Genomic DNA, 24438 nt, shown 5'->3' on the forward strand with positions numbered 1-24438 from the left:
CGTCAGGTCGGCAATCTGGCGGGCCAGGAATGGTCAGGAGCAAGTAAGTGATTCAGCAGGAGTCGCGGCTTCGCGTCGCCGACAACACCGGTGCGAAGGAAATCCTTTGCATCCGTGTTCTCGGTGGCTCGGGCCGCCGCTATGCCGGGATCGGCGACATCATCGTCGCCACCGTCAAGGACGCGATCCCCGGCGCAGGCGTGAAGAAGGGCGACGTCGTCAAGGCGGTCATCGTCCGCACGGTGAAGGAGCGCCGTCGTCCCGACGGTTCCTACATCCGTTTCGACGAGAACGCTGCGGTGCTCATCAAGCCCGACAACGAGCCGCGCGGAACGCGCATCTTCGGCCCGGTCGGTCGCGAGCTTCGCGACAAGAAGTTCATGAAGATCATCTCGCTCGCACCGGAGGTGCTCTGACCATGAAGGTGAAGAAGGGCGACACGGTCGTCGTCATCGCCGGCAAGGACAAGGGCGCCAAGGGCAAGGTCATCATGGCCTACCCCGACACCAACAAGGTGCTGGTCGAGGGCGTCAACCGGATCAAGAAGCACACCCGGATCACGCAGACCCAGCGTGGCGCGCAGTCCGGTGGCATCGTGACCCAGGAAGCGCCCATCCACGTCTCCAACGTGATGGTGGTCGACTCGGACGGCAAGCCGTCGCGTGTTGGTTACCGGAGCAACGACGAGGGCAAGCGGGTCCGCATTTCCCGTCGTAACGGGAAGGACATCTGATCATGACCACTTCTGAGAAGATCATCCCGCGGCTGAAGACCCGCTACCGCGCCGAGATCACCGGCCAGTTGAACGAGCAGTTCAACTACGCCAACGTGATGCAGATCCCCGGCGTGGTGAAGGTCGTCGTCAACATGGGTGTCGGCGACGCCGCCCGTGACGGCAAGCTGATCGAGGGCGCCGTCAAGGACCTCTCGATCATCACCGGTCAGCGTCCCGAGGTCCGCAAGGCCCGCAAGTCCATCGCTCAGTTCAAGCTGCGTGAGGGCATGCCGATCGGTGCGCGCGTCACGCTGCGCGGCGACCGCATGTGGGAGTTCCTCGACCGTCTGCTGACGATCGCGTTGCCCCGTATCCGCGACTTCCGCGGCCTGTCGGGCAAGCAGTTCGACGGCAACGGCAACTACACGTTCGGTCTGAACGAGCAGTCGATGTTCCACGAGATCGACCCGGACGCGATTGACCGTCCCCGCGGCATGGACATCACCGTCGTCACCACCGCCACGAACGACGAGGAGGGCCGGGCGCTGCTGAAGCTCCTGGGCTTCCCGTTCAAGGAGAACTGAGTCGATGGCCAAGAAGGCGTTGATCAACAAGGCCGCGAAGAAGCCGAAGTTCAAGGTTCGCGGTTACACCCGGTGCCAGCGCTGCGGGCGTCCGCACTCGGTGTTCCGCAAGTTCGGCCTCTGCCGGATCTGCCTCCGGGAGATGGCTCACCGCGGTGAGCTCCCCGGTGTCAGCAAGTCCAGCTGGTAGTTCCAGTTTCCAAGAGTGAACAGCTTCGCTGTAGGCCACCCCACGACCGATTCGGACCCTGGGACACGGAACCGCAGCGAGAAAGGTTGACCAGGTCACCATGACGATGACCGACCCGATCGCAGACATGTTGACGCGTCTGCGGAACGCGAACTCGGCATACCACGACAAGGTCGTGATGCCGCACTCCAAGTTGAAGGCGAACATCGCCGAGATCCTCAAGCGCGAGGGCTACATCAGCTCCTACCGCGACGAGCAGGGCGATGTGGCCAAGAACCTGGTGATCGAGCTGAAGTTCGGCCCGAACCGGGAGCGCAGCATTGCAGGCCTGCGCCGGGTGTCCAAGCCCGGCCTGCGCGTGTACGCGAAGTCCACGAACCTGCCGCGAGTTCTCGGTGGGCTGGGCGTCGCGATCATTTCGACCTCTGGTGGTCTCATGACCGACCGCCAGGCCAACAAGTCAGGCGTGGGCGGAGAAGTCCTCGCCTACGTCTGGTGAGGAAGGGGGACTAGGCATGTCGCGCATCGGAAAGATGGCGATCGTCGTCCCCTCAGGGGTCGACGTGAACATCGCAGGCCAGGACATCAGCATCAAGGGCCCGAAGGGCACCCTGAGCCTGGTCGTCGCTGAGCCGATCTTCGTCGAGAAGGCGGAAGACGGGACCCTCGAGGTCAAGCGTCCGAACGACGAGCGTCGCAGTCGCGCGCTCCACGGCCTGTCGCGCACCCTGGTGCACAACATGGTCGTCGGCGTGACCCAGGGTTACGAGAAGAAGTTGGAAATCCACGGCGTTGGTTACCGCGTCGCGCTCAAGGGCAACTCCCTCGAGTTCGCGCTCGGTTTCAGCCACCCGGTGAAGGTCGACGCCCCTGAGGGCATCACCTTCGCAGTGGAGACCCCGACCCGCTTCTCCGTCGCCGGCATCGACAAGCAGCTGGTCGGTGAGGTCGCCGCCAACATCCGCAAGCTGCGGAAGCCCGACCCCTACAAGGGCAAGGGTGTGCGGTACTCGGGCGAGAAGATCCGCCGCAAGGTCGGAAAGACGGGTAAGTGACATGAGCGAGACTGCAACCAAGCGCAAGCCTGTGGGCAAGGACATCTCGACCACTCGCCGTGTCGCCAAGGCCCGTCGCCACTTCCGCCTTCGCAAGAAGGTCAACGGGACCGCCGAGCGTCCGCGCATGGTCGTGCACCGTTCGTCGAAGCACATCACCGTGCAGATCATCGACGACCTGAAGGGGCACACCCTGGCGGCTGCTTCCTCCATGGAGGCGGACGTCCGCGCGCTGGACGGCGACAAGAAGGCCCGCGCGACCAAGGTCGGTCAGCTGGCCGCGGCCCGCGCCAAGGACGCCGGTGTCTCGGCGGTCGTCTTCGACCGCGGTGGCAACGCGTACCACGGCCGGATCGCCGCTCTGGCGGACGCTGCTCGCGAGGCGGGGCTGGAGTTCTGACAATGCACATCACTGGAATTGAGAGGGACGCCTGATGCCAGGACGCACGCGTCGCGAAGGCGGCGGGGGCGAGCGCGGAGAGCGCCGCGACCGTCGCGATGGCGGCCGCGGCGGCGCGGCCCAGGAGAAGACCCCCCACCTCGAGCGCGTGGTTGCGATCAACCGCGTGTCCAAGGTGGTCAAGGGTGGTCGTCGCTTCAGCTTCACGGCCCTCGTGGTCGTTGGTGACGGTGACGGCATGGTGGGCGTCGGCTACGGCAAGGCCAAGGAAGTTCCCGCGGCCATCGCCAAGGGTGTCGAGGAGGCGAAGAAGAACTTCTTCCGCGTTCCTCGCATCGGCGGCACCATCCCGCACCCCATCCAGGGTGAGAAGGCAGCCGGTGTGGTGCTGCTCCGTCCGGCCTCGGCCGGTACGGGTGTCATCGCCGGTGGCGCTGTCCGCGCCGTGCTGGAGTGCGCCGGCGTTCACGACGTTCTCTCGAAGTCGCTGGGTAGCGACAACGCGATCAACATCGTGCACGCCACCGTTGCGGCCCTGAAGGGTCTGCAGCGTCCCGAGGAGGTCGCGGCCCGCCGTGGCCTGCCCCTCGAGGACGTCGCACCCGCCGGCATGATCCGCGCTCGCGCGGGCCAGGGGGCGTGACATGGCACAGCTCAAGATCACTCAGGTGAAGAGCGGCATCGGTACGAAGCGCAACCACCGCGAGTCGCTGCGGACCCTCGGGCTCCGCAAGATCCGCCAGTCGGTTGTGCGTGATGACTCTCCCCAGGTGCTCGGTCTGATTCACACCGTGCGTCACCTGGTCGAGGTCGAGGAGGTCAAGTCGTGACCATCAAGATCCACGACCTGCGTCCCGCCCCCGGAGCCAAGACCGCCAAGACCCGCGTTGGTCGTGGTGAAGGCTCCAAGGGCAAGACGGCTGGCCGCGGTACGAAGGGCACGGGCGCTCGCAAGAACGTCTCGCCGCGCTTCGAGGGTGGCCAGATGCCGCTGCACATGCGGCTCCCGAAGCTCAAGGGCTTCAAGAACCCGTTCCGCACCGAGTACCAGGTCGTCAACGTCGGCGACATCGCGGCCACCTTCCCCGAGGGTGGTTCGGTCGACATCGCGGCCCTGGTGCTGGCCGGTCTCGTCCGCAAGGGCGAGCCCGTCAAGGTTCTCGGAGACGGTGACATCGCCGGCGTGAAGCTGGACGTCGTCGCCAACAAGTTCTCCGGCTCCGCCGTGGAGAAGATCGCCGGCGCCGGTGGCACCACCACCGTGCTCTGATCTTTTCGTCTGAGAAGGGCCCTGGAGCTTTGCGCTCCAGGGCCCTTCTGCTTGTGCTGGGCCGTTTTGTGGGCTTTTGGTGGTGGGGTGGGGAGGTCCTCGCTGATCACCAGAGGTCGCCATAGTTCTGAGTCCCCGTCAAGGCGGAAAAGCTGCCTTGACGGGGACTCAGAACTATGGCCAGGCTGCGCCTGATCAGCGAGGACCTCCCCACCCCCTGCCCTTCGGATGCTTGGGATCATTTGGCTGCCGGTTTGTGCTCGGGGGCCGCGCCCGGTTGGCGGTGCGTGGGTTGGGAGTGCGGCGGGCGCTCTTTTCTTTTGGTATCTGCCGGTTTTCGCTGTGCTCGCTTGGTTCGCGCCGGTTTGGCTGGTGCTCGCTTGGTTCGTGCCGGTTGGGGTGTGGCCCGCCCTCGCTTCTGCCGGTTGGGAGGTGGGTCCCCTGGCGCGCTGGCTTCGCTTCGCTCGCGGGAGCCACGTTGTGCCGCAGGAGTTGCCCACTGGCGCACCCCAGTGCCGTGCTCGGCCACGCGAGCATCGCTTCGCTGCCTGAAGTAGTGGGTTGGTGCGGTTCAGGGGCGGGGAGTGTCGGTGCTGGCTGAGAGCATCGACTCGGGGGGTTCTCTTGTGCGGGGACGCCTGCGTGAGCATTCCGCTTCCACACCGAGTCCCATGCTGCGCCGCACCAACTGCACGTGCCCCGTGCCCGTGGCTCGCGTTCTGCCATGCGAGCATCCGCTTCCGCAGGTTTCCCCCTACCGAGCCGCGCGAGCTGCACGCTCCCGCACCCTGAGGCTCGCGTTCCGCCGCGCCGGGCATTCCGCTTCCACGCCTTCCCCCCTGCTGCGCCGCAGGAGATGCAGGCTCCCGCACCCGAGTTGGGGTTGGTGCGGCTGTGAGGGCCGGGGATTGTCGGTGCCGCCTGGCAGCATCGAGTCGGGGGGTTCTCAGACACAGGGGACGCCTGCGCGAGCACACCCAGCCCCCGAGTCCGGAGCGCTGCGCCAGCTCCCCAAGCGAGGTCTCGGCGAGTCGTCAGTGCGGGCTCGGCGAGTCGTCGGGTCGGTGGCCGTGTGTCGGCTGTCTCAGTGCCCGCGTGGTGCGCGCTCAGCGCGAAGTGGGTGGCCGTTCGGGGCTGTCGAGTTGGTCATTCGACGGTCGTCGGTGGGCGGTCTGGCAGCGGGTTGCCAAGCGTTTGGCCGAAACGTTCGCGGATAGCGAAACGGCTGCGTAGTGTGGCTGTGCAAGACGGTTTCTAGCCCGTTCGGCCTAGCTGGTGGGTCAGAGATCAACGGTCTACAACCTGTGATTGACGACTGGGTGCGAACAGGTGCCCGTGGACTGTTAAAGTCGCGGGCTGAACCCGGATGTCCTCCGGGTCGCTCGGTCGTGGCTACCTACCTCGATCGCCATCTACCGCATGATGTCGGCTCCCAGCGGGCCGGCAACGTTCAGGAGGTTCGCGTGCTCGGCGCATTCCGCTCGGCTCTCGCGACGCCGGATCTACGCAAGAAGATCCTTTTCACGCTCGGGATCGTGATTGTGTACCGGCTTGGTGCGACCATGCCCGCGCCGGGCGTGTCCTTCAAGAACGTCAAGGAGTGTGTGAGCCAGGTCGAGGGCGAAGGCGTTTACTCGCTGATCAACCTCTTCAGCGGCGGCGCGCTGCTGAACCTCTCGATCTTCGCGCTGGGCATCATGCCCTACATCACCGCGAGCATCATCATCCAGCTGCTCACCGTGGTCATCCCGCGGTTCGAGCAGCTGAAGAAGGAAGGCCAGGCCGGTCAGGGCAAGTTGACGCAGTACACGCGTTACCTGACCATCGGTCTCGCGATCCTGCAGTCCACCGGCCTCATCGCTCTCGCGGTGCGCGGCCAGCTCTTCGGTGACTGCTCCGTGCCGGTCATTCCGGACCAGAGCGTGTTCAACCTGGTCGTCCTCGTCGTCACGATGACGGCCGGCACCAGCGTGATCATGTGGCTCGGCGAGCTCATCACGGAGAAGGGCATCGGCAACGGCATGTCGTTGCTGATCTTCACCGGTATCGCCGCCCGGATCGTGCCCGAGGGCCAGAACATCCTCGCCAAGGGTGGCGTGACCTTCACGCTCGTCGTGATCGCCGCTCTCGTCATCATCGCCAGCGTCATCTACGTCGAGCAGGCGCAGCGTCGCATCCCGGTGCAGTACGCCAAGCGCATGATCGGCCGCCGCATGTACGGCGGCACCTCGACCTACCTGCCTCTCAAGGTGAACCAGGCCGGTGTCATCCCGGTCATCTTCGCTTCTTCGCTGCTGTACCTGCCGGACCTGATCGTCCGCCTCACGCAGTCGAACGCCGCCGAGCCCAACTGGTTCGCGACGTTCGTGCAGACCTACCTGGTCAAGCAGTCCAGCTGGGTCCACATCTCGGCGTACTTCCTGCTGATCGTCTTCTTCACGTACTTCTACGTCGGCATCACGTTCAACCCGGACGAGCGTGCTGACGAGATGAAGAAGTTCGGCGGGTTCATCCCCGGCATCCGTCCCGGTCGTCCCACTGCCGAGTACCTGAAGTTCGTGCTCGGGCGCATCACGCTGCCCGGCTCGCTCTACCTGGGCATTGTGGCGATCCTGCCGAACCTGTTCCTGGACCTGACCGGTGACGGCCAGAACCAGAACTTCCCGTTCGGTGGTACCGCGGTTCTGATCATGGTCGGCGTCGGTCTCGACACCGTGAAGCAGATCGAGAGCCAGCTCATGCAGCGCAATTACGAAGGGTTCCTCCGCTAGTGCGACTCGTTCTCGTTGGCCCGCCAGGCGCGGGCAAGGGCACCCAGGCCGAAGTGCTGAGCAGCAAGCTCGGCGTGCCGCACATCTCGACGGGCGACCTCTTCCGGTCCCACATCAGCCAGCAGACCGAGCTCGGCCGAGAGGTGCAGGACATCCTCGACGCCGGTGCGCTCGTGCCGGACGCGATCACCAACGAGATGGTGCGCGAGCGGCTCGCCGAGGCGGACACCGACAACGGCTTCCTGCTCGACGGGTTCCCGCGCAACGTCGCACAGGCGAACGTGCTCGGCGAGATCCTGGCCGCACAGGACCACGCGCTGGACGCGGTGATCGAGTTCCGCGTCGACGAGGACGTCGTCGTCGAGCGGTTGCTCGCACGTGGGCGGACGGATGACAAGGAAGAGGTCATCCGGCACCGCCAGCAGGTCTACCGCAACGAGACGGCGCCGCTGCTCGACTACTACGCGGACAAGGTGCTCACCATCGACGCCGTCGGTGAGATCGACGAGATCAGCGAGCGCGCGCTCAAGGCGCTGCGCGAGCTGGGCGAGAAGTGAGCAGTGGTGGACTTCTCGACCGACTCCGCGCGGTTGTCCCAGGCGGCCGTGAACGCATGATCGAGATCAAGACCCGCGCCCAGCTCGAGGCGATGCGCGCCGCAGGGCTGGTCGTGGCGCGCACGCTCGCCGCGGTCGTCGACCACGTCAAGGTCGGCGTCACCACGGCGGAGCTGGACGAGCTCGCCGAGCAGACGATCCGCGACGCCGGGGCCATCCCGTCGTTCAAGGGCTACAACGGCTTCCCGGCGAGCATCTGCGCGTCCGTCAACGAGCAGATCGTCCACGGCATCCCCAGCTCCAAGCAGGTGCTCGCCGAGGGCGACCTGATCTCGATCGACTGCGGCGCCATCCTCGACGGCTGGCACGGCGACTCCGCCGTCAGCGTCGGCGTCGGCACGCTGTCGCCCGCGGACCAGAAGCTCTCCGACGCGACCCGCGAGTCGATGCTCGCCGGCATCAAGGCCGCACTGGCCGGCGGCAGGCTGACCGACATCTCGTTCGCCATCGAGACCGCGGCCGTCGAGGCGTCCGAGCGCGACGGCGTCGAGTACGGCATCGTCGCGGACTACGGCGGCCACGGCATCGGCACCAAGATGCACATGGACCCGTTCCTGCCGAACTACGGCAAGCCCGGCAAGGGGCCGCGCCTCAAGCCCGGCATGGCGATCGCCATCGAGCCGATGCTGTCACTCGGCACCGACGACTCCGTGGAGCTCGAGGACGGCTGGACGGTCGTCACGGCCGACGGAACCCGTGCCGCCCACTGGGAGCACAGCGTCGCCATCACCGAAGAGGGTCCCTGGGTGTTGACCGCCCCCGAGGAGTAACCCACGTCACTCACAAGGAGGGGAGTTCGCCGCGTGCGAGCTCCCCTCCTTGACATTGGGCCCCCGATTTGGGTTGCGGAGCCCGACTGCGTACACTGGTCGGGTGGCGCACCTGTCGCGCCGGTTCCGTCATGTCTTCGGAGTCGGGGTCACACGCGCGCCCACGTTGATATCACCGTCACGAAACGCGGAGGACATGGGCAAGAAGGACGGGGCCATTGAGGTCGAGGGCCGCGTAGTCGAGCCGCTCCCCAACGCGATGTTCCGAGTCGAGTTGGAGAACGGTCACAAGGTGCTCGCGCACATCAGCGGCAAGATGCGACAGCACTACATCCGCATCCTCCCTGAGGACCGGGTTGTCGTGGAGCTCTCGCCCTACGACCTGTCCCGCGGGCGCATCGTCTACCGCTACAAGTGACCTCCACCAGCAGGAGATCTCAGGCGTGAAGGTTCAGCCGAGCGTCAAGAAGATCTGCGACAAGTGCAAGGTGATCCGCCGTCACGGTCGGGTCATGGTGATCTGCGAGAACCTGCGTCACAAGCAGCGTCAGGGCTGATCATCCCCCTTCTGCACTCGTCGACAGGTCTCTGCCGACGCAGAACAGATACCTCCTCGCACCTACCCGGCGTGCTCTGAGCACGCCGGGGACACCCCCGGATTCCAGGCCGGGGCCGGGACACCGGTTGTGAAAGCAGCCGGAACGACACAGCGAGTCAGTCCCGGAAGTGGGCGAGGAGCAGACCTGGAAGAACATCGACAGGAGCTATTGCCGTATGGCACGACTCGCTGGCGTCGATCTTCCCCGCGAAAAGCGGATGGAGATCGCGCTCACCTACATCTTCGGTATCGGTCGCACGCGCTCCAAGGAGCTGCTCACCGCCACCCAGATCTCCCCTGACCTGCGCGTCAAGGACCTGAGTGACGACGACCTCGCCAAGCTGCGGGACTACATCGAGAACAACTTCAAGGTCGAGGGTGACCTCCGTCGTGAGGTTCAGGCCGACATCCGTCGCAAGATGGAGATCGGCTGCTACGAGGGTCTTCGCCACCGTCGCAACCTGCCCGTCCGCGGTCAGCGCACCAAGACCAATGCGCGTACCCGCAAGGGTCCGAAGAAGACCGTGGCCGGCAAGAAGAAGGCCGGCAAGAAGTAAGACCTCGTCGCACCCATCGACTTAGGAGTTCATCAAGCAATGCCACCCAAGTCCCGCACGGGCGCCGGGGTCAAGAAGGTCCGGCGCAAGGAAAAGAAGAACATCTCGCACGGCCAGGCGCACATCAAGAGCACGTTCAACAACACCATCGTGTCGATCACCGACCCGATGGGCAACGTGATCAGCTGGGCGTCCGCAGGCCACGTGGGCTTCAAGGGCTCGCGCAAGTCCACGCCGTTCGCGGCGCAGATGGCTGCCGAGAACGCCGCCCGCAAGGCCGCCGAGCACGGCGTGCGCAAGGTGGACGTGTTCGTCAAGGGTCCCGGCTCCGGCCGTGAGACCGCGATCCGTTCGCTGCAGGCCGCCGGTCTCGAGGTCGGCACCATCCAGGACGTGACCCCGCAGCCCCACAACGGCTGCCGCCCGCCCAAGCGGCGCCGGGTCTGAGGCACGGGGAGGAGTAAGCACACATGGCTCGTTACACGGGACCTGCGACGCGCATCTCGCGTCGCCTCAAGGTTGACCTCGTCGGTGGGGACCAGGCGTTCGAGCGCCGCCCCTACCCGCCCGGCCAGCACGGCCGCGGCCGGGTCAAGGAGTCCGAGTACCTGCTGCAGCTCCAGGAGAAGCAGAAGGCTCGCTACACCTACGGCGTCCTTGAGAAGCAGTTCGTCCGCTACTACAAGGAAGCGGTTCGCCGTCCGGGCAAGACCGGCGAGAACCTGCTCCAGATCCTCGAGGCTCGCCTCGACAACGTGGTGTACCGCGCGGGCCTCGCCCGCACGCGTCGCCAGGCTCGTCAGCTGGTCGCTCACGGTCACTTCCTGGTCAACGGCCACAAGGTGAACATCCCGAGCTACCAGGTGTCGAAGTTCGACATCATCGACGTCAAGCCGAAGTCCATGCCGACGCTGCCCTTCGAGGCTGCTCGCGCGTCCTTCGGTGACCGTCCGATTCCGGCTTGGCTGCAGGTCGTTCCCTCGAACCTGCGCATCCTCGTGCACCAGCTGCCCGAGCGCGCGCAGATCGACACGCCTGTCACCGAGCAGCTCATCGTCGAGCTCTACTCGAAGTGATCCTCTCGGAGGGGCGGTCCCTTGTGGACTGCCCCTCCGATCGGGTCCCGCGTCGGCACTCAGGATGTGCCGAACGCGTTTGCCGGTCTCCGCGCCGGCGTCTTGACGGCGTCAAATAGTGGGCGTCGTTTAGGAGAGGAAGAACCCAGTGCTGATTTCCCAGCGCCCCTCGCTCGGCGAGGAAGCGGTCTCCGACACCCGTTCCCGGTTCGTCATCGAACCGCTGGAGCCGGGTTTCGGTTACACCCTCGGCAACTCGATCCGCCGCACGCTGCTGTCGTCCATCCCCGGTGCTGCTGTCACGAGCATCCGGATCGACGGCGTGCTGCACGAGTTCACCACGGTTCCGGGTGTGAAGGAGGACGTCACCGACGTCATCCTGAACCTCAAGGAGCTCGTCGTCTCGTCCGAAGAGGACGAGCCGGTGACCATGTACCTGCGCAAGCAGGGCCCCGGCGTGGTGACCGCGGGCGACATCGTGCCTCCGGCCGGTGTCACCGTGCACAACCCGGACCTGCACATCGCCACCCTGAACGGGAAGGGCAAGCTGGAGATCGAGCTCGTCGTCGAGCGCGGTCGCGGCTACGTCCCCGCCGTCCAGAACAAGCAGGCCGGTGCCGAGATCGGCCGCATCCCCGTTGACTCGATCTACTCGCCCGTCATGAAGGTGACGTACAAGGTCGAGGCGACTCGTGTCGAGCAGCGGACCGACTTCGACAAGCTGATCCTCGACGTGGAGACGAAGCCGTCCATCACGCCGAGGGACGCTGTTGCCTCCGCGGGCAAGACCCTGGTTGAGCTGTTCGGCCTCGCTCGCGAGCTGAACATCGACGCCGAGGGCATCGAGATCGGCCCGTCGCCTGCCGAAGCCGACACCATCGCCGCGTTCGCGATGCCTATTGAGGATCTGGACCTCACGGTCCGTTCCTACAACTGCCTCAAGCGGGAAGGCATCCACACCGTCGGCGAGCTGGTTTCGCGCAGCGAGGCGGACCTGCTGGACATCCGCAACTTCGGTGCGAAGTCGATCGACGAGGTCAAGATGAAGCTCGTCGGCCTCGGCTTGGCGCTCAAGGACAGCCCTCCTGGGTTCGACCCCTCCGCCGCCGCTTCGGACTACCACCCGTCCGAGGCGTGGGGTGCAGACAGCGGTCTGGACCACCACGACGACGGTCAGGACTACGCGGAGACCGAGCAGCTCTGAGGCTCTAGCCAGAGCAGAGGATCTCTTTCAGTTATCTAGGAGCACGCGATGCCCACCCCTACCAAGGGTCCCCGCCTCGGCGGGTCGCCGGCTCACGAGCGGCTGCTGCTGGCCAACCTGGCCACTGCGCTGTTCGAGCACGGCAAGATCAAGACGACTGAGGCCAAGGCCAAGCGGCTGCGGCCCTACGCCGAGAAGCTGATCAGCAAGGCGAAGGTCGGTGACCTGCACAACCGTCGCGAGATCATGAAGGTGATCCGCGACAAGGACGTCGTGCACAAGCTGATCGCCGAGATCGGTCCCTTCTTCAGCGACCGCAGCGGCGGCTACACCCGCATCACGAAGACGCTGGCGCGCAAGGGCGACAACGCCCCCATGGCCATCATCGAGCTGGTGTCGCAGAAGCTGGTCTCCACCGAGGCCGAGGCCGCGAAGAAGACCAAGTTCGCCAAGGACGAGACCAAGGCCGCTCCGGCTGCCGAGGTCGTCGAGGACAAGGTCGAGGACGCCGTCGAGGTTGACGGCGAGCCGACCGCCGAGGCCGTCGAGGCCGAGGAGAAGTCCGACGAGGCCGCCGAGGCCAAGAAGGACGAGTCCTGACTCGTACTGCTGACGAGCCCGTCGTTCCCCCTGGGGACGGCGGGCTCGTTCGTGTGCGCTTCGACCTGGCCTACGACGGCACGGACTTCTCCGGCTGGGCCAGGCAGCCCGAACGCCGCACGGTCTGCGGTGTCCTCGAGGACACGCTGTCGATGGTGCTGCGCGAGGACGTGCAGCTGACCGTCGCCGGCCGCACCGACGCCGGAGTGCACGCCTCCGGCCAGGTCGCGCACGCCGACCTGCCGTCCACCGTGGACTTCGAGAAGTTCCCGCACCGGCTGGCCCGCGCGCTGCCCGCCGACGTCCGGGTGTTCTCCGCGCGCGTCGTGCCGCCCGAGTTCGACGCCCGCTTCTCCGCTCTGCGCAGGCACTACGAGTACCGGGTGACCGACGCCGTCCACGGCGCGCACCCGCTGCGCCGCCTGGACACCCTCTCCTGGCCCCGGAAGCTGTCGCTGGACGCGATCAACGAGGCTTCCGCGCTGCTGCTGGGGGAACACGACTTCTGCGCGTTCTGCAAACGCCGCGAGGGCGCCACGACGATCCGCGAGCTGCAGCGCCTGGAGTGGCGGCGGGACGGCGACGTGCTGACCGCGCACGTCTCCGCGGACGCGTTCTGCCACTCGATGGTGCGCTCGCTCGTCGGCGCGCTCCTGGCGGTCGGTGAGGGCCGCAAGCCGGCCTCCTGGCCCGCCACGCTGCTGTCGCTGCACGAGCGGTCCAGCCAGGTGACCGTCGCCCCGCCGCACGGCCTGTGCCTCGTCCGGGTCGACTACCCGGCCGACGCGGACCTCGCCGCCCGCTCCGAGCTGACCCGCCGGGTGCGCACGCTCTGACCGGGGCTTGAGTCTCCCGCAGGGGGAGGGTTGAGGGTGGGTGCATGCACGGCGACGCGCTCCACTCGATCGGTGACCTGGCCCGGCTGACCGGACTGCCGGTCAAGACCGTCCGGTTGTACTCGGATCGCGGGATCGTGCCGCCCGCCGACCGCAGCCCCGCCGGCTACCGCCGCTACACCGCTGACGCCGTCGCCCGCCTCGAGCTCGCCCGGACGTTGCGCGAGCTGGGACTGGACCTCGCCACGATCAGGAAGGTCGTGGACAGGGAGATCTCGGTACCCGACGTCGCCGCGGCCCACGCCGAAGCGTTGGACGTGCAGATCCGCGTGCTGCTGCTGCGGCGCGCGGTGTTGCTGGCGACGGTCAAGCGCGGGGCCTCGACACCCGAGGAGATGGCATTCGTGCACAGGCTGGCCAGGCTTTCCGCGGACGAACGCACGCGGCTCGTCGACGAGTTCCTCGGAGTCGCGTTCGGCGGGAGGGAAGCGTTTGCGGGAATCGCCCGCACGATGACACCGGAACTGCCGGATGAACCGAGCGCTGAGCAGGTCGAGGCGTGGGTCGAGTTGGCCGAGCTCGCGCAGGACCCAGGTTTCCAGGCCCTCATGAGGCGACTGGCGGACCAGCACGACGGATCTGCGCTACGCCGCGATCTGGGCGGTGAGATCCGGGAGAGGGTCGCTCAGGCCGTGGCCGCCGGCATCGCGCCTGCCGCACCCGAGGCCGACCCGGTCGTCGCGGCCGTCAGGGCCCGGTGCCCGCACGGGCTGCTGGAGTGGCTGGAGGATGCGAACGACCCGCGCCGGGAGCGCTACCTGCGGCTGCTGGCCGTGATCAACGGTTGGCCGGAGCCGGAGAGCGCGGCACCGGCGTTCGACTGGCTGATCCATGCGATCGCAGAAAGGCGGGAGCCCCCGTCTGGGGGAACGGGGGCTCCTCGAGGGTGAGACTGATCTGGAGATCTAGAGGTCGAGCGTCCAGGAGTCGATGAAGCCGGTGTCCTGGGCGTAGGCGTCACGGACGCGCAACTGCCAGTTGCCGTTGGCGTTCTCGGTCGAGACGTTGACGGTCCAGGTCTGGTTGACGTCGTCCGCGCTGTCGCCGCCGTTCGCGACCTTCAGCTGCTTCACCGCGCCGGACGGGGCGATCAGGTCGATCACCAGGTCACCGCGGTAGGTGTGCTTGATCGCGACGGTCACCTTCGCGGCCGCACCGGCCTTGCCGGCGCAGGTGGTCACCGCGATGGTGCTGGACACGGTGCCCGAGTCCGGGATGTTCACGTTGTTGTCGTTCGTGGCCGCCGGGCAGTCACCGGGCGGGTTGCCGCCGCCGGTGCCGGTGATGTGCAGCAGCTTGTTCGGCGAGCCCGCACCGGGGTTGGTGACGACGTCGCTGGTGGCGTTCTCGACCAGCGCGTCGCGGACCTGCTGCGGCGTGGCGGTCGGGTTCGACGACAGGTAGACGGCCGACGCGCCCACGACGTGCGGCGTGGCCATCGAGGTGCCGCTGATCGTGTTGGTGGCGTTGTCGTCGGTCAGCCAGGACGACGTGATGTCGCGGCCGGGCGCGAAGATGTCGACGCAGGTGCCGATGTTCGAGAACGACGAACGGCCGTCCGTGCGGTCCGTGGAGCCGACGGTGATGCCCTCCGGCGTGCGCGCGGGCGAGGTGTTGCAGGCGTTGCCGCCGTTGTCGTTGCCCGCGGCGAGGCCGTAGACGACACCGGAGGCGATGGAGCGCTGCACGGCCTGGTCGACGGTGGCGTTGGCGCCACCACCCAGCGACATGTTCGCGACGGCCGGCTTCACGGCGTTCGCGGTCACCCAGTCGATGCCCGCGATGACACCCGCGAACGAGCCCGAGCCCGAGCAGTTCAGCACGCGCACGCCGACGAGCTTGACCTCCTTGGCGACGCCGTACTTGGTGCCACCGACGGTGCCCGAGACGTGGGTGCCGTGGCCCTGGCAGTCGGTCGAGTCGTCGTCGTTGTCGACGGTGTCACGACCACTGGTGGCCCGGCCGCCGAACTCGCTGTGCGAGAACCGGATACCGGTGTCGATGATGTACGCGGTGACGCCCGCACCCTTGTTCGGGTAGGTGTAGGAGTTGTCGAGCGGCAGCGCGCGCTGGTCGATGCGGTCGAGGCCCCACGACGGCGTCGGCGTCTGCGTGTCGGAGATCTTCACCTCGCCGTCCTGCTCGACGTACGCGACGCCGGGCTCGGCGGCCATCTGCTTGGCCTGCTTCTCGGACATCGTCGCGGAGAACCCGCGCAGAGCGGCGGTGTAGCGGTGCTTGACCTTCGCGCCGTGCTTCGTGCTGAGGCTGTCGACACTCGCGGTGCTGACGTCCTTCATCACGACGATGTAGTTGTCCTTGATCGCATTTGACGCCCCGAGGCCGCGAATCTCCCCCTCGGGGGCAGCGGTGGCGGAGACGGTGGAGACCGCGAGCGCAACGCCCGCCGCCACACCGATTCCAGCCACTCTCCTAGCCCATGATGCGCGAACTTCCCTCATAACAGGGTGCTCCCTCGTCGCAGGGTGATGCAGGTGAGGTTTTGATAGTTCGCTGAAGGGGTACGGCGCAAGAAGGTCCACGAAATAACCGACGAACGTTGGCTCAACAGTTTTTGGTCGCCCTGTGAATGGGTTACTTCGCTGGGCCCCTGGACGCGCATATAAAAATGTGCCCCCAGACGGATGTCCGGGGGCACAAGGTGCATTTAGGAGGTTCAGTCGCCTCTGCGCACCGCTCCGAGGATCTGCTGCTCACCCGGAGTCGTGACGAGCCTCAGCGGCCGCCACAGGTCCTGCCCGAGTGCGATCACCTGGTCGTCCTTCAACGTGGTCAGCTGCTGCGCCATCGGCGGCGGCAGCCGCCAGATCTGCGACGCGAGCTGCGCCTGACCGTGCGGAAGGCGTTGCAGCAGAACGAGATCCGCGTTGTTCGACGTGCTCGACGCCTGCGGGTGCAGGTAGGGCAGCACGTACATCGTGGTCTGCCACGGCGACCGCGGCGGGAACAGCTCCTGCGGCACGTGCCCGCCGTCGTGCACGACGAGCAGCGGCATGTCCTCGGTCGGCCTCGGCAGGTCGGCCGGGGTGAGCCTGCGCAGCTGCACCAGCGGCGACGGACGGCCGTCCGGGCCCTGGCCCGCCGCCCGCACGACCGGCTGCCACGCCTGCGGACGCCCGGTCGCGATGATGATCCACGCGCCGGTGGCCATGGCGCGCAACGCGATCTGCCGCGCCAGGTACAGGCCGCCGACGACGACCATCCTGGTCGGCTGCGGGCGCAACACCGAGATCGTCAGCGGCTCGCCCTGCATGCCCGCGCCGAGCATCATGCCGCCGCGGTCACCGCTGGGGCTCACCACGTCCAAAAGCGACGGTGAGACCAGGAACTCCGGGGCGACGTTGTTCCGTCCCTGGTTGTCCATCAGCCGGGCCGAGCTCATGCCATACCTCCGAGCGGCAGGGTCGCGGCGAGCCCTGCGAGCTGCTGGCCCCGCAACGGGGTCAGCGTGATGTCCAGCTTGTCGCCCAGCTTCTCCAGCTGGTCGTCCGCGCGCTCCAGCTCGCTCGGCGTGCGGGCGCTGACCCGCACGAGGCCGCGCAGCGAGACCTGGCCGTCCTCGCGCGACGGCGAGATCGACATCGCGAGCGTCGACGACAGCGCGCGCACGCCGGTGAGCGCGTTCAGGTTGCTGCGCAAGCCCTTCGACGGCCAGCCGGTGATCGCGTAGCTCGCGTGACCGACGCCACCCGCGGTGACGCCCGACCACTTCTCCCGCAGCGAGACGGGGTTCGTGGAGCCGGCGACCGCGGTGAGCTCGGACGCGGAGATCGCGGCGCGCAGCAGTTCGTCCGAGTCGAGCGGGCGGATCGTGACGCCCGCGGACTCCAACGCGTTGCGGACGCGGGAAAGCGCGCCGATGAGCGCGCGGTGCGCGCCGACCACGCCGCCGCCGCGCTCCCTGATCGCGGTGGCGCAGCGCTTCGGGTCGAGGCGGACTGTGATCCACGTGGTGCGGCGCGCCGCGGCGGGCAGCGGGCCGAGCACCTCGAGGTACGAGTTCAACGCGGGCGAGGTCGGCGGGAGCGCCGCGCTGCCGGGGTAGCAGTGCCAGATCACCGAGATCGCGTCCAGCACGACACCGCGGTCCTCCAGGCACGGCGCGAGCGCACCGAGCGGGAGCGACGGCGCGGCACCGACCGGGCTGATCAGCGGCGGCGTCGGGTCGACCAGCAGCACGGCGGTCCACACGCCGTCGTGCCAGGCGAGGCCGAGCGGGCGGCGTTCGTGGTCCTGGCCCTTCGCGATCACCAGGTCCGGGATCGCGAGGCGCAGCAGCGCCACGCGCGGGTCGTCGGGGCCGATGACCGACGTCTCGTCGTCACCGGGCGCCGAATCCGGCGGTGCGGCGCGCTTGGCCGTCCTGCCGTGGCTGCGGAAGTTGTAGCGAGCCGTCAGGCCGATCCACTGGGTCAGCCAACGACCACGCGATCGGGTGAACGCGAGGATCAGTGCGATCAACAACACAGCGCCCGCGATCGACAGCATCACGACGTTCTTCACGCCGCCGATCGTGAGGAGGATGAGACCGATGGCGACGCCGACCTCGATCACGACGAGGTTCGAGACCGGCAACGCGCCCAGGCTGGCACCAACGGCTCTGCGGCGGACACGCCCGACCGGCCGCGGCGGAGGCGTCGGACCCGGTGGGGGACCACCGGGACCAGGGGGCCGTTGCATTCCTGGGTTCGGCCGGGGCGGATGTGGAGTGGTCACGGACATCCGTTGTGGTCTCTTTCCCCTCGACGGTCGGTGGGCTTGGCGAACCGGCCCACGGAGCAACCTGCGTCCGGCTATCCTGCCGAACCGTACCGCGACTGGGAGAGCAGCGAGCCGAGAATGGCATCAACACCCACCACCAAGTCACAGGTCCAGGCCTACCGATTCGTCCTGCGGCGGATGCAGTCCGCGCTCGTCCGCAGAGACGCGGTCATGCTGCACGACCCGATGCGCAACCACTCGCGCGCGACAGCGGTCGGTGTGCTGCTGGGCATCATCGGCCTGCTCGGGTTCCTCGTCTTCGGCTTCTTCAAGCCGCAGCCCGCGCTGGACAAGGACACGCAGATCGCCATCAGCAAGGAGACCGGCCAGGTCTACGTGGTGAACTCGTCCCCGAACCAGCTCGTCCCGATGACGAACCTCGCGTCGGCACGCCTGCTCTGGTACTCGCGCACCAACCCCGACCAGGGCGGCGCCGCGGGTACGACGGACGGCGGTGCGGCGCCCGGTGGGTCGACCGACGGTCAGGTCGCCGTCGCGGGCGGAACACCGAAGGTCGTGAGCGAGCAGGCGCTGTCGAAGCTGCCCAAGGGCAGGCTCACCGGCATCCCCGACGCGCCCGACGTGCTGCCCGGTCCGAGCAACCGGATCGGCGCCGACTGGTCGGTGTGCGACGAGCTCGACCTGGACGAGGCCCGCAAGGACCAGTCCATCAAGAACGAGATCAAGACCACGGTGATCGCCGGCGTCAACGGCGGCGACCAGCTGCTGGACGGCGACAACGCGCTGCTGGTCGAGTCGGACAAGAAGGCGTACCTGGTCTACAAGACGCCCGCGAACCTGAAGTCGATCTCGTCGAGCACGGTGCGCGCGCAGGTGGACCTGAACAAGGACGCGGTCAAGGCGGCGCTGCGGCTGAGCGGCAAGCGTCCGCGCGCGATCAGCAACGGCCTGCTCAACGCGATCCCCGAGGTCGCGCCGCTGAAGGCGCCGACGATCCCCAAGCAGGGGTCGGACGCGAGCTACCTCGAGGGCGTCAAGGCCAAGGTCGGCGAGGTCGTCCAGGTCAACCGCACCGGTGCCGTCGAGTTCATGGTGGTGCTGGAGGACGGTCTGCAGACCGTGACGCCCGCCGTCGGTGACCTCATCCAGTTCACCAACGTGGGCACGAACACCAAGCCGCAGACGCTGACCGCGAACGCGGTGGCCAACCACTCCGAGCCGAAGAAGCCGCTCAAGCTCGACGAGTACCCGGCCCAGGTCCCGACCGTGCTGGAAGCGAACGCCAACAACAAGGTCGTCTGCCTCGGCTGGCACGCGGACAACGTCAAGGAAGCCAACCGGTCCGAGCACACCAAGGTGACGATCGGTGCCGCGCTGCCGGGTCCCAAGGACTCGGTTCCCGTTGAGCTGAACCAGGTCGGTTCGACCGGCGAGGTCGTGGACCGGTTCATCATGCCCGCGGGCAAGGCGGCGCTCGTGCGCGGCAGCCAGTCCACGAGCGACTTCGGCAAGGGCCCGATCCACATCGTCACCGGTCGCGGCGTGAAGTACGGCGTGCCGGACAAGGGCACAGCTGGTGCACTGGGACTCGGCGACGTCGCCGAGATCGTTCCCGCACCGGAGTCGATCCTGCGGCTGCTGCCGAACGGCCCGCAGCTCAACCGCAACGACGCGAGCCGCAGCTACGACTGGATCCCGACACCGTCCGACGCGGCGGTGCCGCCGAAGAACCAGCAAGCGGGCGGGTGAGTGGAACCCCTGTGCGCTCGGCACCGTCACAGGGGCTGAACGGCGAAGGGGGATGTGACCGTGGTGGGTACCGGGCGGATCGAGGTCGACCCGAGGTGGCTCGAGTCCTATGCGGACAGAGTCGACCACGCGGCGGAGGACCTGCGCCGGGTGCGTGACGCCATGAAGGTCTCGCCCCTGCGGCCGGAGTCGTTCGGCGAGGTCGGCCGGACGCTCGGCAGCGCACGTGGCTACGCCCGTGCGGCCGAACTGCTCAACGGGCAGCTCGGCCGCGCGTGCGAGGTGCTCGAGTCGGCGGCGAAGGGCCTGCACGCCGTGGCGGAGCACTACGGCCACCACGACGACGAGACGCTGCACGTGATCAAGAAGGCCGATCACCGGTGAGCGGCAGGCAGATCGCGGCCGAGCACGGTGCGCAGCTCGACTTCCTCTCCCGGCTGAGCCGCAGGGTCGGCGTCGCCGATCTGGTCGAGGAGTACTTCGACCCGGCCGTCGGCGACTGGAACGACCTGCACGAGGAAGCCGAGCGCTGGCGCAAGGCCGCCCGCGTCACGGAGACCGTCACCAAGCACGTGTCCGGGCCGCTCGGCTCCGTCGACGCCGCGTGGCAAGGCCGGGACGCGGACTCCTTCGTCGAGCACATGCGCTCCGTCGGGCTCGCCGGTGGTGACATGTCCGACGCGATGAACGCCATGGCCGACGCGTTGGAGGAGACGGCGGACACCGTGCGCGACATCGTGCGCGACATGGCCGGTGTGCTGTCCGACGCGGCCGACTCCGTGTCCGGTGCCGCCGCTTTGCCGTTGGACGGCGACCAGGCCGTCGTGCGGCACCTGGAAGAGCTGCGGCCGCCGGTGCGCGAGCTGTTCGAGTCCGTGCGCGATGTGCTCGAGGCGTTCCTGAAGCTGTGCGACGGGCTGTCCGGAGAGGACGGCGGCTTCGGTGCCGTGTCCATGAAGCACCGGTATCCCGAGCAGAACTGGTCGTACACGGCGCCTGCTGCTTCGAAGGTGGCCGAGAAGGGGCCTGAGAAGCCCGCTGAAGCTCCCAAGACCGTCGCGGCTGGTGCAGGCGGGGGTGGCGGTGTGTCCGGCGGTGGAGGCTCGATCAGCAGCGCGCTCGGCGGTGGCGGGTCTTCGGCCCCCGAGCCGCCCATGCAGCCCGGCGGGTCCACCGCGGTGCAGGAACCGGCTCCTGCCGAGCCCGCTGCCCGGCCTGCCGCCGCGGCCGCCGGAGCTCCCGCCGGTGGCAGCGGGGCTGGTGCGGGCGGCGGGATGATGGGCGGGATGGCGCCCATGATGGGTGGCGGCATGGGGCAGCAGCAGGGCGGCGACAAGGAGCACAAGCGCAAGCAGCAGCTCACCGGCTCCGTGGACGACCTGCTCGGCAAGCCCAAGAAGGCCAGCCCCAAGGTCATCGGCGAGGACTAGCCGCTCGCCGCGTGCGGTTCTGACCTGCGAATTGTGGACAACTCGCGGCGGCCGACCAGAATTGTCGGTCCCTTCTGGCAGAGTGAAAAACAGGGGTCCCCTGCGCGGGGGACCCCTGTTCTGGCTTGCGAGATGTGCTGGCCTTGTGAGGCCGGTCGGGCTACCCGGTGCGGGCCACGCCCGGCCGGCGACCCCGGTTGCGGTTCACGGTGTGCATCACGAACAACGTGAGCAGCAGCATGGAAACCCCGATCCCGGTACCGGCCAGCGCCACCACCATGGGCTTCCAGTTCTTCTGCACCGGCGGGTTGACCTGGGTGGTCAGCGGCGTGATCTTCGGCGGCGTCGCGCCCGCCTTCTCGGACGGGATCACGGCGGTGAGCGCCGAGACCGGGTTGACCATCCCGTGCCCGACCTTGTTGTCGCGCCCCGTGGCGTTGCCGGGGTGCTGCGCGGTCGCCTTCAACCGGTACATGACCTGACGCGCGTTGAGGTCCGGGAACCGCTCCCGCACGAGAGCCGCGACGCCTGCCACGTAAGGGGAAGCGAAGCTCGTGCCGCGGATCGGGGCCAGTGCGCCGTTCTCCGGGTTGAGGTTCGCGTTGGTGAGCCCGGTGCCGCGCGGGTCGAGCGTGACGATGCCCTCGCCAGGACCGGCGATGCTGACCCACGGGCCCCACACGCTGAAGTCCGAGACGCCACCGCTCTCGTTGATGGACGCGACGGACAGCACGTCGTCCGCGAACCACGGCGGGGACGCGACGACCTTGACGTTGTTCGGGTCCGGGTTGTCGTTCTGCGCGCTGCAGCCCTGGCCCTCGCTGAGGTTGCCTGCCGCGGTGACGATCACCACGTTCTTGACGTCGACCGCGTACTTGATGGCCGCCTGGAGCGTCAGGTCGTCCGCGGAGAACGCCTTGGGCGTACCGCAGTTCGTCAGCGAGATGTTGATGACGCGGGCGTCCGCGTTCGCCGCGGTGACGATCGCCTGCGCCAGCGTCTTGATCTTGCCGGCGGTCTGCCGAGCCTCCTGGGTCGCGTTGCCCTTGAACTCGAAGCGGTCGCTGGTCTGCCGGATCGCGAGGATGTTCGACTCCGGTGCGGCGCCGACGAAGTCGGTCTCGCTGTCCTCGGCCGCGGCGATGACGCCCGCGACCTCGGTGCCGTGGCCGTCGCAGTCGTTCGTGCCGTTGCCGTCGTTCTTGCCGACGTAGTCACCGCCGGCGGTGACGCGGTCCGCGAGCCGCGGGTGCTTGTTCACGCCGGTGTCGATCACGGCGACCTTGATGCCCTTGCCGGTCGCGAACCGGTGCGCCTGCTCGAGGTTCAGCCGCAGCTGCCCGTACGGGCGGGTGTTGACCGTCGTGCCCTGCTTGTTCGGCTCGATGCAGCCCTTGTTGTTGCGGACGTAGTCCACGTCCGGCGCCGGAGTGCCGACCGTGCCCGCCGGGGGCAGCGTCGTGCCCGCGGGCAACGGCGGCGGCTGCGAGTCCGGGCGCGCGGACTTGGCAGGCGGCGACGACGGCGGTGCCGACGACGGTGGTGCCGACGACGGCTGCGCCGAGACGGGGCCCGCGGACAGCGGGCCCGTCAGCAACATCAGTGCGGCAGCGGAACCAGCCGCGACGCGCTTGAAGGTGCTCATGCCGCGATGAGTCCTCGGAAGACGAGGTAGAGGTCCATGACCGCGAGCGCCAGCGGCAGCACCGCGGCGATGAGGATGGCCTCGAGGATGTCGACCGTGCGGCGCAGCGGCGGCGAGAACTTCTGGTTGGGGAAGATCACACCGAGCACCAGCGCACCCGCGCCGAGCACCAGCAGCGCGCCGAACACGAACAGCACGCGGTTCAGCTCGGACGCCTCGGCCAGCCAGCCGATCAGGATGCCCGCCGCGGCGAGCATTCCGCTCGCCAGCAGCGCGACGGCCTGTGCGCCGTTCGCGTACGCACGACCGCGCAGCATCAGCACGAGCGCGACGACGACGCCGTAGATCGGGCCCCAGACCGTGCCGTCACCGGCGGCGATGATCGCGCAGATCGCGGCGGTCACGCCGGTACCGATGATCATGCCGGTCATGTACTCGTGCGCGATCGCGGTGCGCTTCTCGATGACCGCGTACTCCGGGAAGCCGGTGTCCTCCTTGAGGTCCTCGGCACTACCGGGCACGGTCGGCATCGGCAGCTTCGCCAGCTGGAGCGTCAACCGCGGCAGCGCGGACATCGCGGCGAGCGCGACGGCACCGGTCGCGGCGGCGATGCCGACGACCGGGTGCGCGATCAGCGTCGCGAAGAGGAACGCGATGGCGGCGATGGTCGCGCCGGTCGCGGCGGCCACGAACACCGTGACACCGTGGCCGATCAGCAGGATCCCGGCCCACGCGAAGATCATCATCAGCACGAAGCCGAGCAGCAGGTTCGGGCGGCCCCACTCGTCCGGGACGATGTAGAAGCCCGCGACGAACGACATCGGCAGCGCACCGGCGGCGGCGATCAGCACGCCCGTGTCCGCTGCGGCGTAAGCACGTGCCACGGTCGCACCGGCCGCGAGAGCCGCGACCGCGGTGAGACCGGCGGTGATCGCGGCCGCGAGCGCGCTGCCCTGACCGTTGAACACCGGGCCGGACAGGAAGACCGCGACGGCGGAAGCGATCAGCGCCAGCGCGCCCGCGATGTGACCGAAGCGACGCGCGGTCTCCTTCGTCCACGGCCGGAAGCTGTCCGGGTTGGACTCGGCGATCGCGTCGACCACGTCGTCGTACAGCGGAGGCGGCGGGTTCTCGTTGCGGCGCCGCAACTGCAGCAGCTCGCCGTCGACGACGCCGAGCGACGCGAGCGTGCGCGCCGGGTCGAGCGGGCTGTCGCCCAGCTTGGCCAGGCACCACCCGCCGTGCCGGACGCCGCCGTCCGGCGTCGCCTCGCGCGCCATGTCCAGCAGCATCGGCAGGAGATCGGCCACCGCCACGTCGGCAGGCAGCGCGACGTCGATACGCGTTCGTGGTGCTACCACCGTCACCCGGCTGAACACCGTCGTACCGGTCGCCACCAGCGGCCCCCTAAGTCAGATCAGCGTCAATACGTGTTTCCCCGACCCTATTGGTCCACTCGGACGCTAGCCAGGCGGGCCTAGTATGGCCGCACCGACGGCTTCCGCACGGGCTGTTCGCGGAACACGTTCGACTGGGTTTTTTCCCGACCCACCTTCGCGCCGTGAGCG

At 67.9% G+C, this 24438-nt stretch carries 30 protein-coding genes; 25 read left to right on the plus strand and 5 right to left on the minus strand.

Translation table 11 applies throughout. The features are described 5' to 3' along the window. Positions 1 to 47: 47 nt before the first annotated feature. The 22 genes from rplN to FKR81_RS36240 all read left to right on the plus strand — a co-directional run bounded on the left by rplN (position 48) and on the right by FKR81_RS36240 (position 14193). A complete protein-coding gene (gene rplN / locus FKR81_RS36135) occupies positions 48 to 416 on the plus strand; it encodes a 50S ribosomal protein L14 (protein WP_146358721.1) in 369 nt (122 codons plus the stop codon). A gap of 2 nt (positions 417 to 418) precedes the next feature. Further along, positions 419 to 733 carry a 50S ribosomal protein L24 gene (gene rplX, locus FKR81_RS36140; protein ID WP_146358722.1) on the plus strand — a complete coding sequence of 105 codons (315 nt, stop codon included), beginning with the start codon at positions 419 to 421 and terminating at the stop codon, positions 731 to 733. Between the two features lie 2 nt (positions 734 to 735). Then, on the plus strand, positions 736 to 1299 hold the full coding sequence (rplE, locus tag FKR81_RS36145) for a 50S ribosomal protein L5 (protein ID WP_146358723.1): 564 nt from the start codon (positions 736 to 738) through the stop codon (positions 1297 to 1299). A 4-nt stretch (positions 1300 to 1303) separates the two neighbouring features. After that, entirely contained in the window at positions 1304 to 1489 is a 186-nt protein-coding gene (locus tag FKR81_RS36150) for a type Z 30S ribosomal protein S14 (RefSeq protein ID WP_121224918.1), read from the plus strand. Positions 1490 to 1589: 100 nt separating this feature from the next. Continuing rightward, entirely contained in the window at positions 1590 to 1988 is a 399-nt protein-coding gene (gene rpsH, locus FKR81_RS36155) for a 30S ribosomal protein S8 (protein ID WP_146358724.1), read from the plus strand. Between the two features lie 16 nt (positions 1989 to 2004). Beyond that, positions 2005 to 2544 (plus strand): 50S ribosomal protein L6, encoded by a 540-nt coding sequence (rplF, locus tag FKR81_RS36160; protein WP_146358725.1) that lies wholly within the window; start codon positions 2005 to 2007, stop codon positions 2542 to 2544. A gap of 1 nt (position 2545) precedes the next feature. After that, entirely contained in the window at positions 2546 to 2944 is a 399-nt protein-coding gene (gene rplR / locus FKR81_RS36165) for a 50S ribosomal protein L18 (protein WP_146358726.1), read from the plus strand. Positions 2945 to 2978: 34 nt separating this feature from the next. Beyond that, positions 2979 to 3587 (plus strand): 30S ribosomal protein S5, encoded by a 609-nt coding sequence (gene rpsE, locus FKR81_RS36170; protein WP_146358727.1) that lies wholly within the window; start codon positions 2979 to 2981, stop codon positions 3585 to 3587. 1 nt (position 3588) lies between these two features. Continuing rightward, positions 3589 to 3774: a 50S ribosomal protein L30 gene (gene rpmD, locus FKR81_RS36175; RefSeq protein WP_146358728.1), complete on the plus strand. Its 186-nt coding sequence runs from the start codon at positions 3589 to 3591 to the stop codon at positions 3772 to 3774. Beyond that, positions 3771 to 4214: a 50S ribosomal protein L15 gene (rplO, locus tag FKR81_RS36180; RefSeq protein ID WP_146358729.1), complete on the plus strand. Its 444-nt coding sequence runs from the start codon at positions 3771 to 3773 to the stop codon at positions 4212 to 4214. The genes rpmD and rplO overlap by 4 nt, the downstream gene beginning before the upstream one ends. A gap of 1463 nt (positions 4215 to 5677) precedes the next feature. Then, the gene (gene secY, locus FKR81_RS36185) at positions 5678 to 6985 is read left to right on the plus strand and encodes a preprotein translocase subunit SecY (RefSeq protein ID WP_146358770.1); all 1308 of its coding nucleotides are present in this window, start codon (positions 5678 to 5680) and stop codon (positions 6983 to 6985) included. Beyond that, a complete protein-coding gene (locus tag FKR81_RS36190) occupies positions 6985 to 7542 on the plus strand; it encodes an adenylate kinase (RefSeq protein ID WP_146358730.1) in 558 nt (185 codons plus the stop codon). Before secY ends, FKR81_RS36190 begins: the two co-directional genes overlap by 1 nt. Before the next feature lie 56 nt (positions 7543 to 7598). After that, entirely contained in the window at positions 7599 to 8372 is a 774-nt protein-coding gene (gene map, locus FKR81_RS36195; RefSeq protein WP_146358731.1) for a type I methionyl aminopeptidase, read from the plus strand. Positions 8373 to 8568: 196 nt separating this feature from the next. Continuing rightward, the gene (gene infA, locus FKR81_RS36200; RefSeq protein WP_005166804.1) at positions 8569 to 8790 is read left to right on the plus strand and encodes a translation initiation factor IF-1; all 222 of its coding nucleotides are present in this window, start codon (positions 8569 to 8571) and stop codon (positions 8788 to 8790) included. A gap of 25 nt (positions 8791 to 8815) precedes the next feature. After that, a complete protein-coding gene (rpmJ, locus tag FKR81_RS36205; RefSeq protein WP_010148647.1) occupies positions 8816 to 8929 on the plus strand; it encodes a 50S ribosomal protein L36 in 114 nt (37 codons plus the stop codon). Between the two features lie 217 nt (positions 8930 to 9146). Continuing rightward, the gene (rpsM, locus tag FKR81_RS36210) at positions 9147 to 9527 is read left to right on the plus strand and encodes a 30S ribosomal protein S13 (protein ID WP_146358771.1); all 381 of its coding nucleotides are present in this window, start codon (positions 9147 to 9149) and stop codon (positions 9525 to 9527) included. A gap of 39 nt (positions 9528 to 9566) precedes the next feature. After that, positions 9567 to 9974, plus strand: a complete 408-nt coding sequence (gene rpsK / locus FKR81_RS36215; protein WP_146358732.1) for a 30S ribosomal protein S11 — start codon at positions 9567 to 9569, stop codon at positions 9972 to 9974. Positions 9975 to 9997: 23 nt separating this feature from the next. After that, complete coding sequence (rpsD, locus tag FKR81_RS36220) at positions 9998 to 10603, plus strand: 30S ribosomal protein S4 (protein ID WP_089949065.1); 606 nt, start codon at positions 9998 to 10000, stop codon at positions 10601 to 10603. Positions 10604 to 10751: 148 nt separating this feature from the next. Next, entirely contained in the window at positions 10752 to 11807 is a 1056-nt protein-coding gene (locus FKR81_RS36225; RefSeq protein WP_146358733.1) for a DNA-directed RNA polymerase subunit alpha, read from the plus strand. 48 nt (positions 11808 to 11855) lie between these two features. Then, positions 11856 to 12407, plus strand: coding sequence for a 50S ribosomal protein L17 (rplQ, locus tag FKR81_RS36230; protein ID WP_146358734.1), 552 nt, complete (start codon positions 11856 to 11858; stop codon positions 12405 to 12407). 53 nt (positions 12408 to 12460) lie between these two features. Next, entirely contained in the window at positions 12461 to 13243 is a 783-nt protein-coding gene (gene truA / locus FKR81_RS36235) for a tRNA pseudouridine(38-40) synthase TruA (protein WP_186763377.1), read from the plus strand. A gap of 44 nt (positions 13244 to 13287) precedes the next feature. Continuing rightward, positions 13288 to 14193, plus strand: coding sequence for a MerR family transcriptional regulator (locus tag FKR81_RS36240; RefSeq protein WP_146358736.1), 906 nt, complete (start codon positions 13288 to 13290; stop codon positions 14191 to 14193). Between the two features lie 15 nt (positions 14194 to 14208). Here the strand turns inward: FKR81_RS36240 and FKR81_RS36245 are convergent, their stop codons facing one another. From FKR81_RS36245 to eccE, 3 genes are all read right to left on the minus strand, one after another. Next, positions 14209 to 15765 carry a S8 family peptidase gene (locus FKR81_RS36245; RefSeq protein WP_146358737.1) on the minus strand — a complete coding sequence of 519 codons (1557 nt, stop codon included), beginning with the start codon at positions 15763 to 15765 and terminating at the stop codon, positions 14209 to 14211. Between the two features lie 215 nt (positions 15766 to 15980). Continuing rightward, positions 15981 to 16706: a polyadenylate binding domain-containing protein gene (locus FKR81_RS36250; protein WP_146358738.1), complete on the minus strand. Its 726-nt coding sequence runs from the start codon at positions 16704 to 16706 to the stop codon at positions 15981 to 15983. Next, entirely contained in the window at positions 16703 to 18046 is a 1344-nt protein-coding gene (gene eccE / locus FKR81_RS36255) for a type VII secretion protein EccE (RefSeq protein ID WP_146358739.1), read from the minus strand. Before eccE ends, FKR81_RS36250 begins: the two co-directional genes overlap by 4 nt. Before the next feature lie 117 nt (positions 18047 to 18163). On the opposite strand from eccE, the gene eccB reads away from it, so the two are divergent. Genes eccB through FKR81_RS36270 form a run of 3 tightly spaced genes read left to right on the plus strand, consistent with a single transcriptional unit; the run spans position 18164 to position 21225 of the window. Then, positions 18164 to 19795, plus strand: coding sequence for a type VII secretion protein EccB (gene eccB / locus FKR81_RS36260; protein WP_146358740.1), 1632 nt, complete (start codon positions 18164 to 18166; stop codon positions 19793 to 19795). A 54-nt stretch (positions 19796 to 19849) separates the two neighbouring features. Then, positions 19850 to 20179 carry a type VII secretion target gene (locus tag FKR81_RS36265; RefSeq protein ID WP_146358741.1) on the plus strand — a complete coding sequence of 110 codons (330 nt, stop codon included), beginning with the start codon at positions 19850 to 19852 and terminating at the stop codon, positions 20177 to 20179. Beyond that, the gene (locus tag FKR81_RS36270) at positions 20176 to 21225 is read left to right on the plus strand and encodes a WXG100 family type VII secretion target (RefSeq protein ID WP_146358742.1); all 1050 of its coding nucleotides are present in this window, start codon (positions 20176 to 20178) and stop codon (positions 21223 to 21225) included. The genes FKR81_RS36265 and FKR81_RS36270 overlap by 4 nt, the downstream gene beginning before the upstream one ends. A 160-nt stretch (positions 21226 to 21385) precedes the next feature. Here FKR81_RS36270 and mycP read toward each other — a convergent pair whose 3' ends face one another. Together mycP and eccD are read right to left on the minus strand one after the other, a co-directional pair. Next, positions 21386 to 22870, minus strand: a complete 1485-nt coding sequence (gene mycP / locus FKR81_RS36275; protein WP_146358743.1) for a type VII secretion-associated serine protease mycosin — start codon at positions 22868 to 22870, stop codon at positions 21386 to 21388. Continuing rightward, a complete protein-coding gene (gene eccD / locus FKR81_RS36280) occupies positions 22867 to 24267 on the minus strand; it encodes a type VII secretion integral membrane protein EccD (protein ID WP_146358744.1) in 1401 nt (466 codons plus the stop codon). Before eccD ends, mycP begins: the two co-directional genes overlap by 4 nt. Positions 24268 to 24438: the final 171 nt, after the last annotated feature.

Origin of the sequence: Lentzea tibetensis (genome assembly GCF_007845675.1) — a bacterium.
Taxonomy (GTDB): domain Bacteria; phylum Actinomycetota; class Actinomycetes; order Mycobacteriales; family Pseudonocardiaceae; genus Lentzea; species Lentzea tibetensis.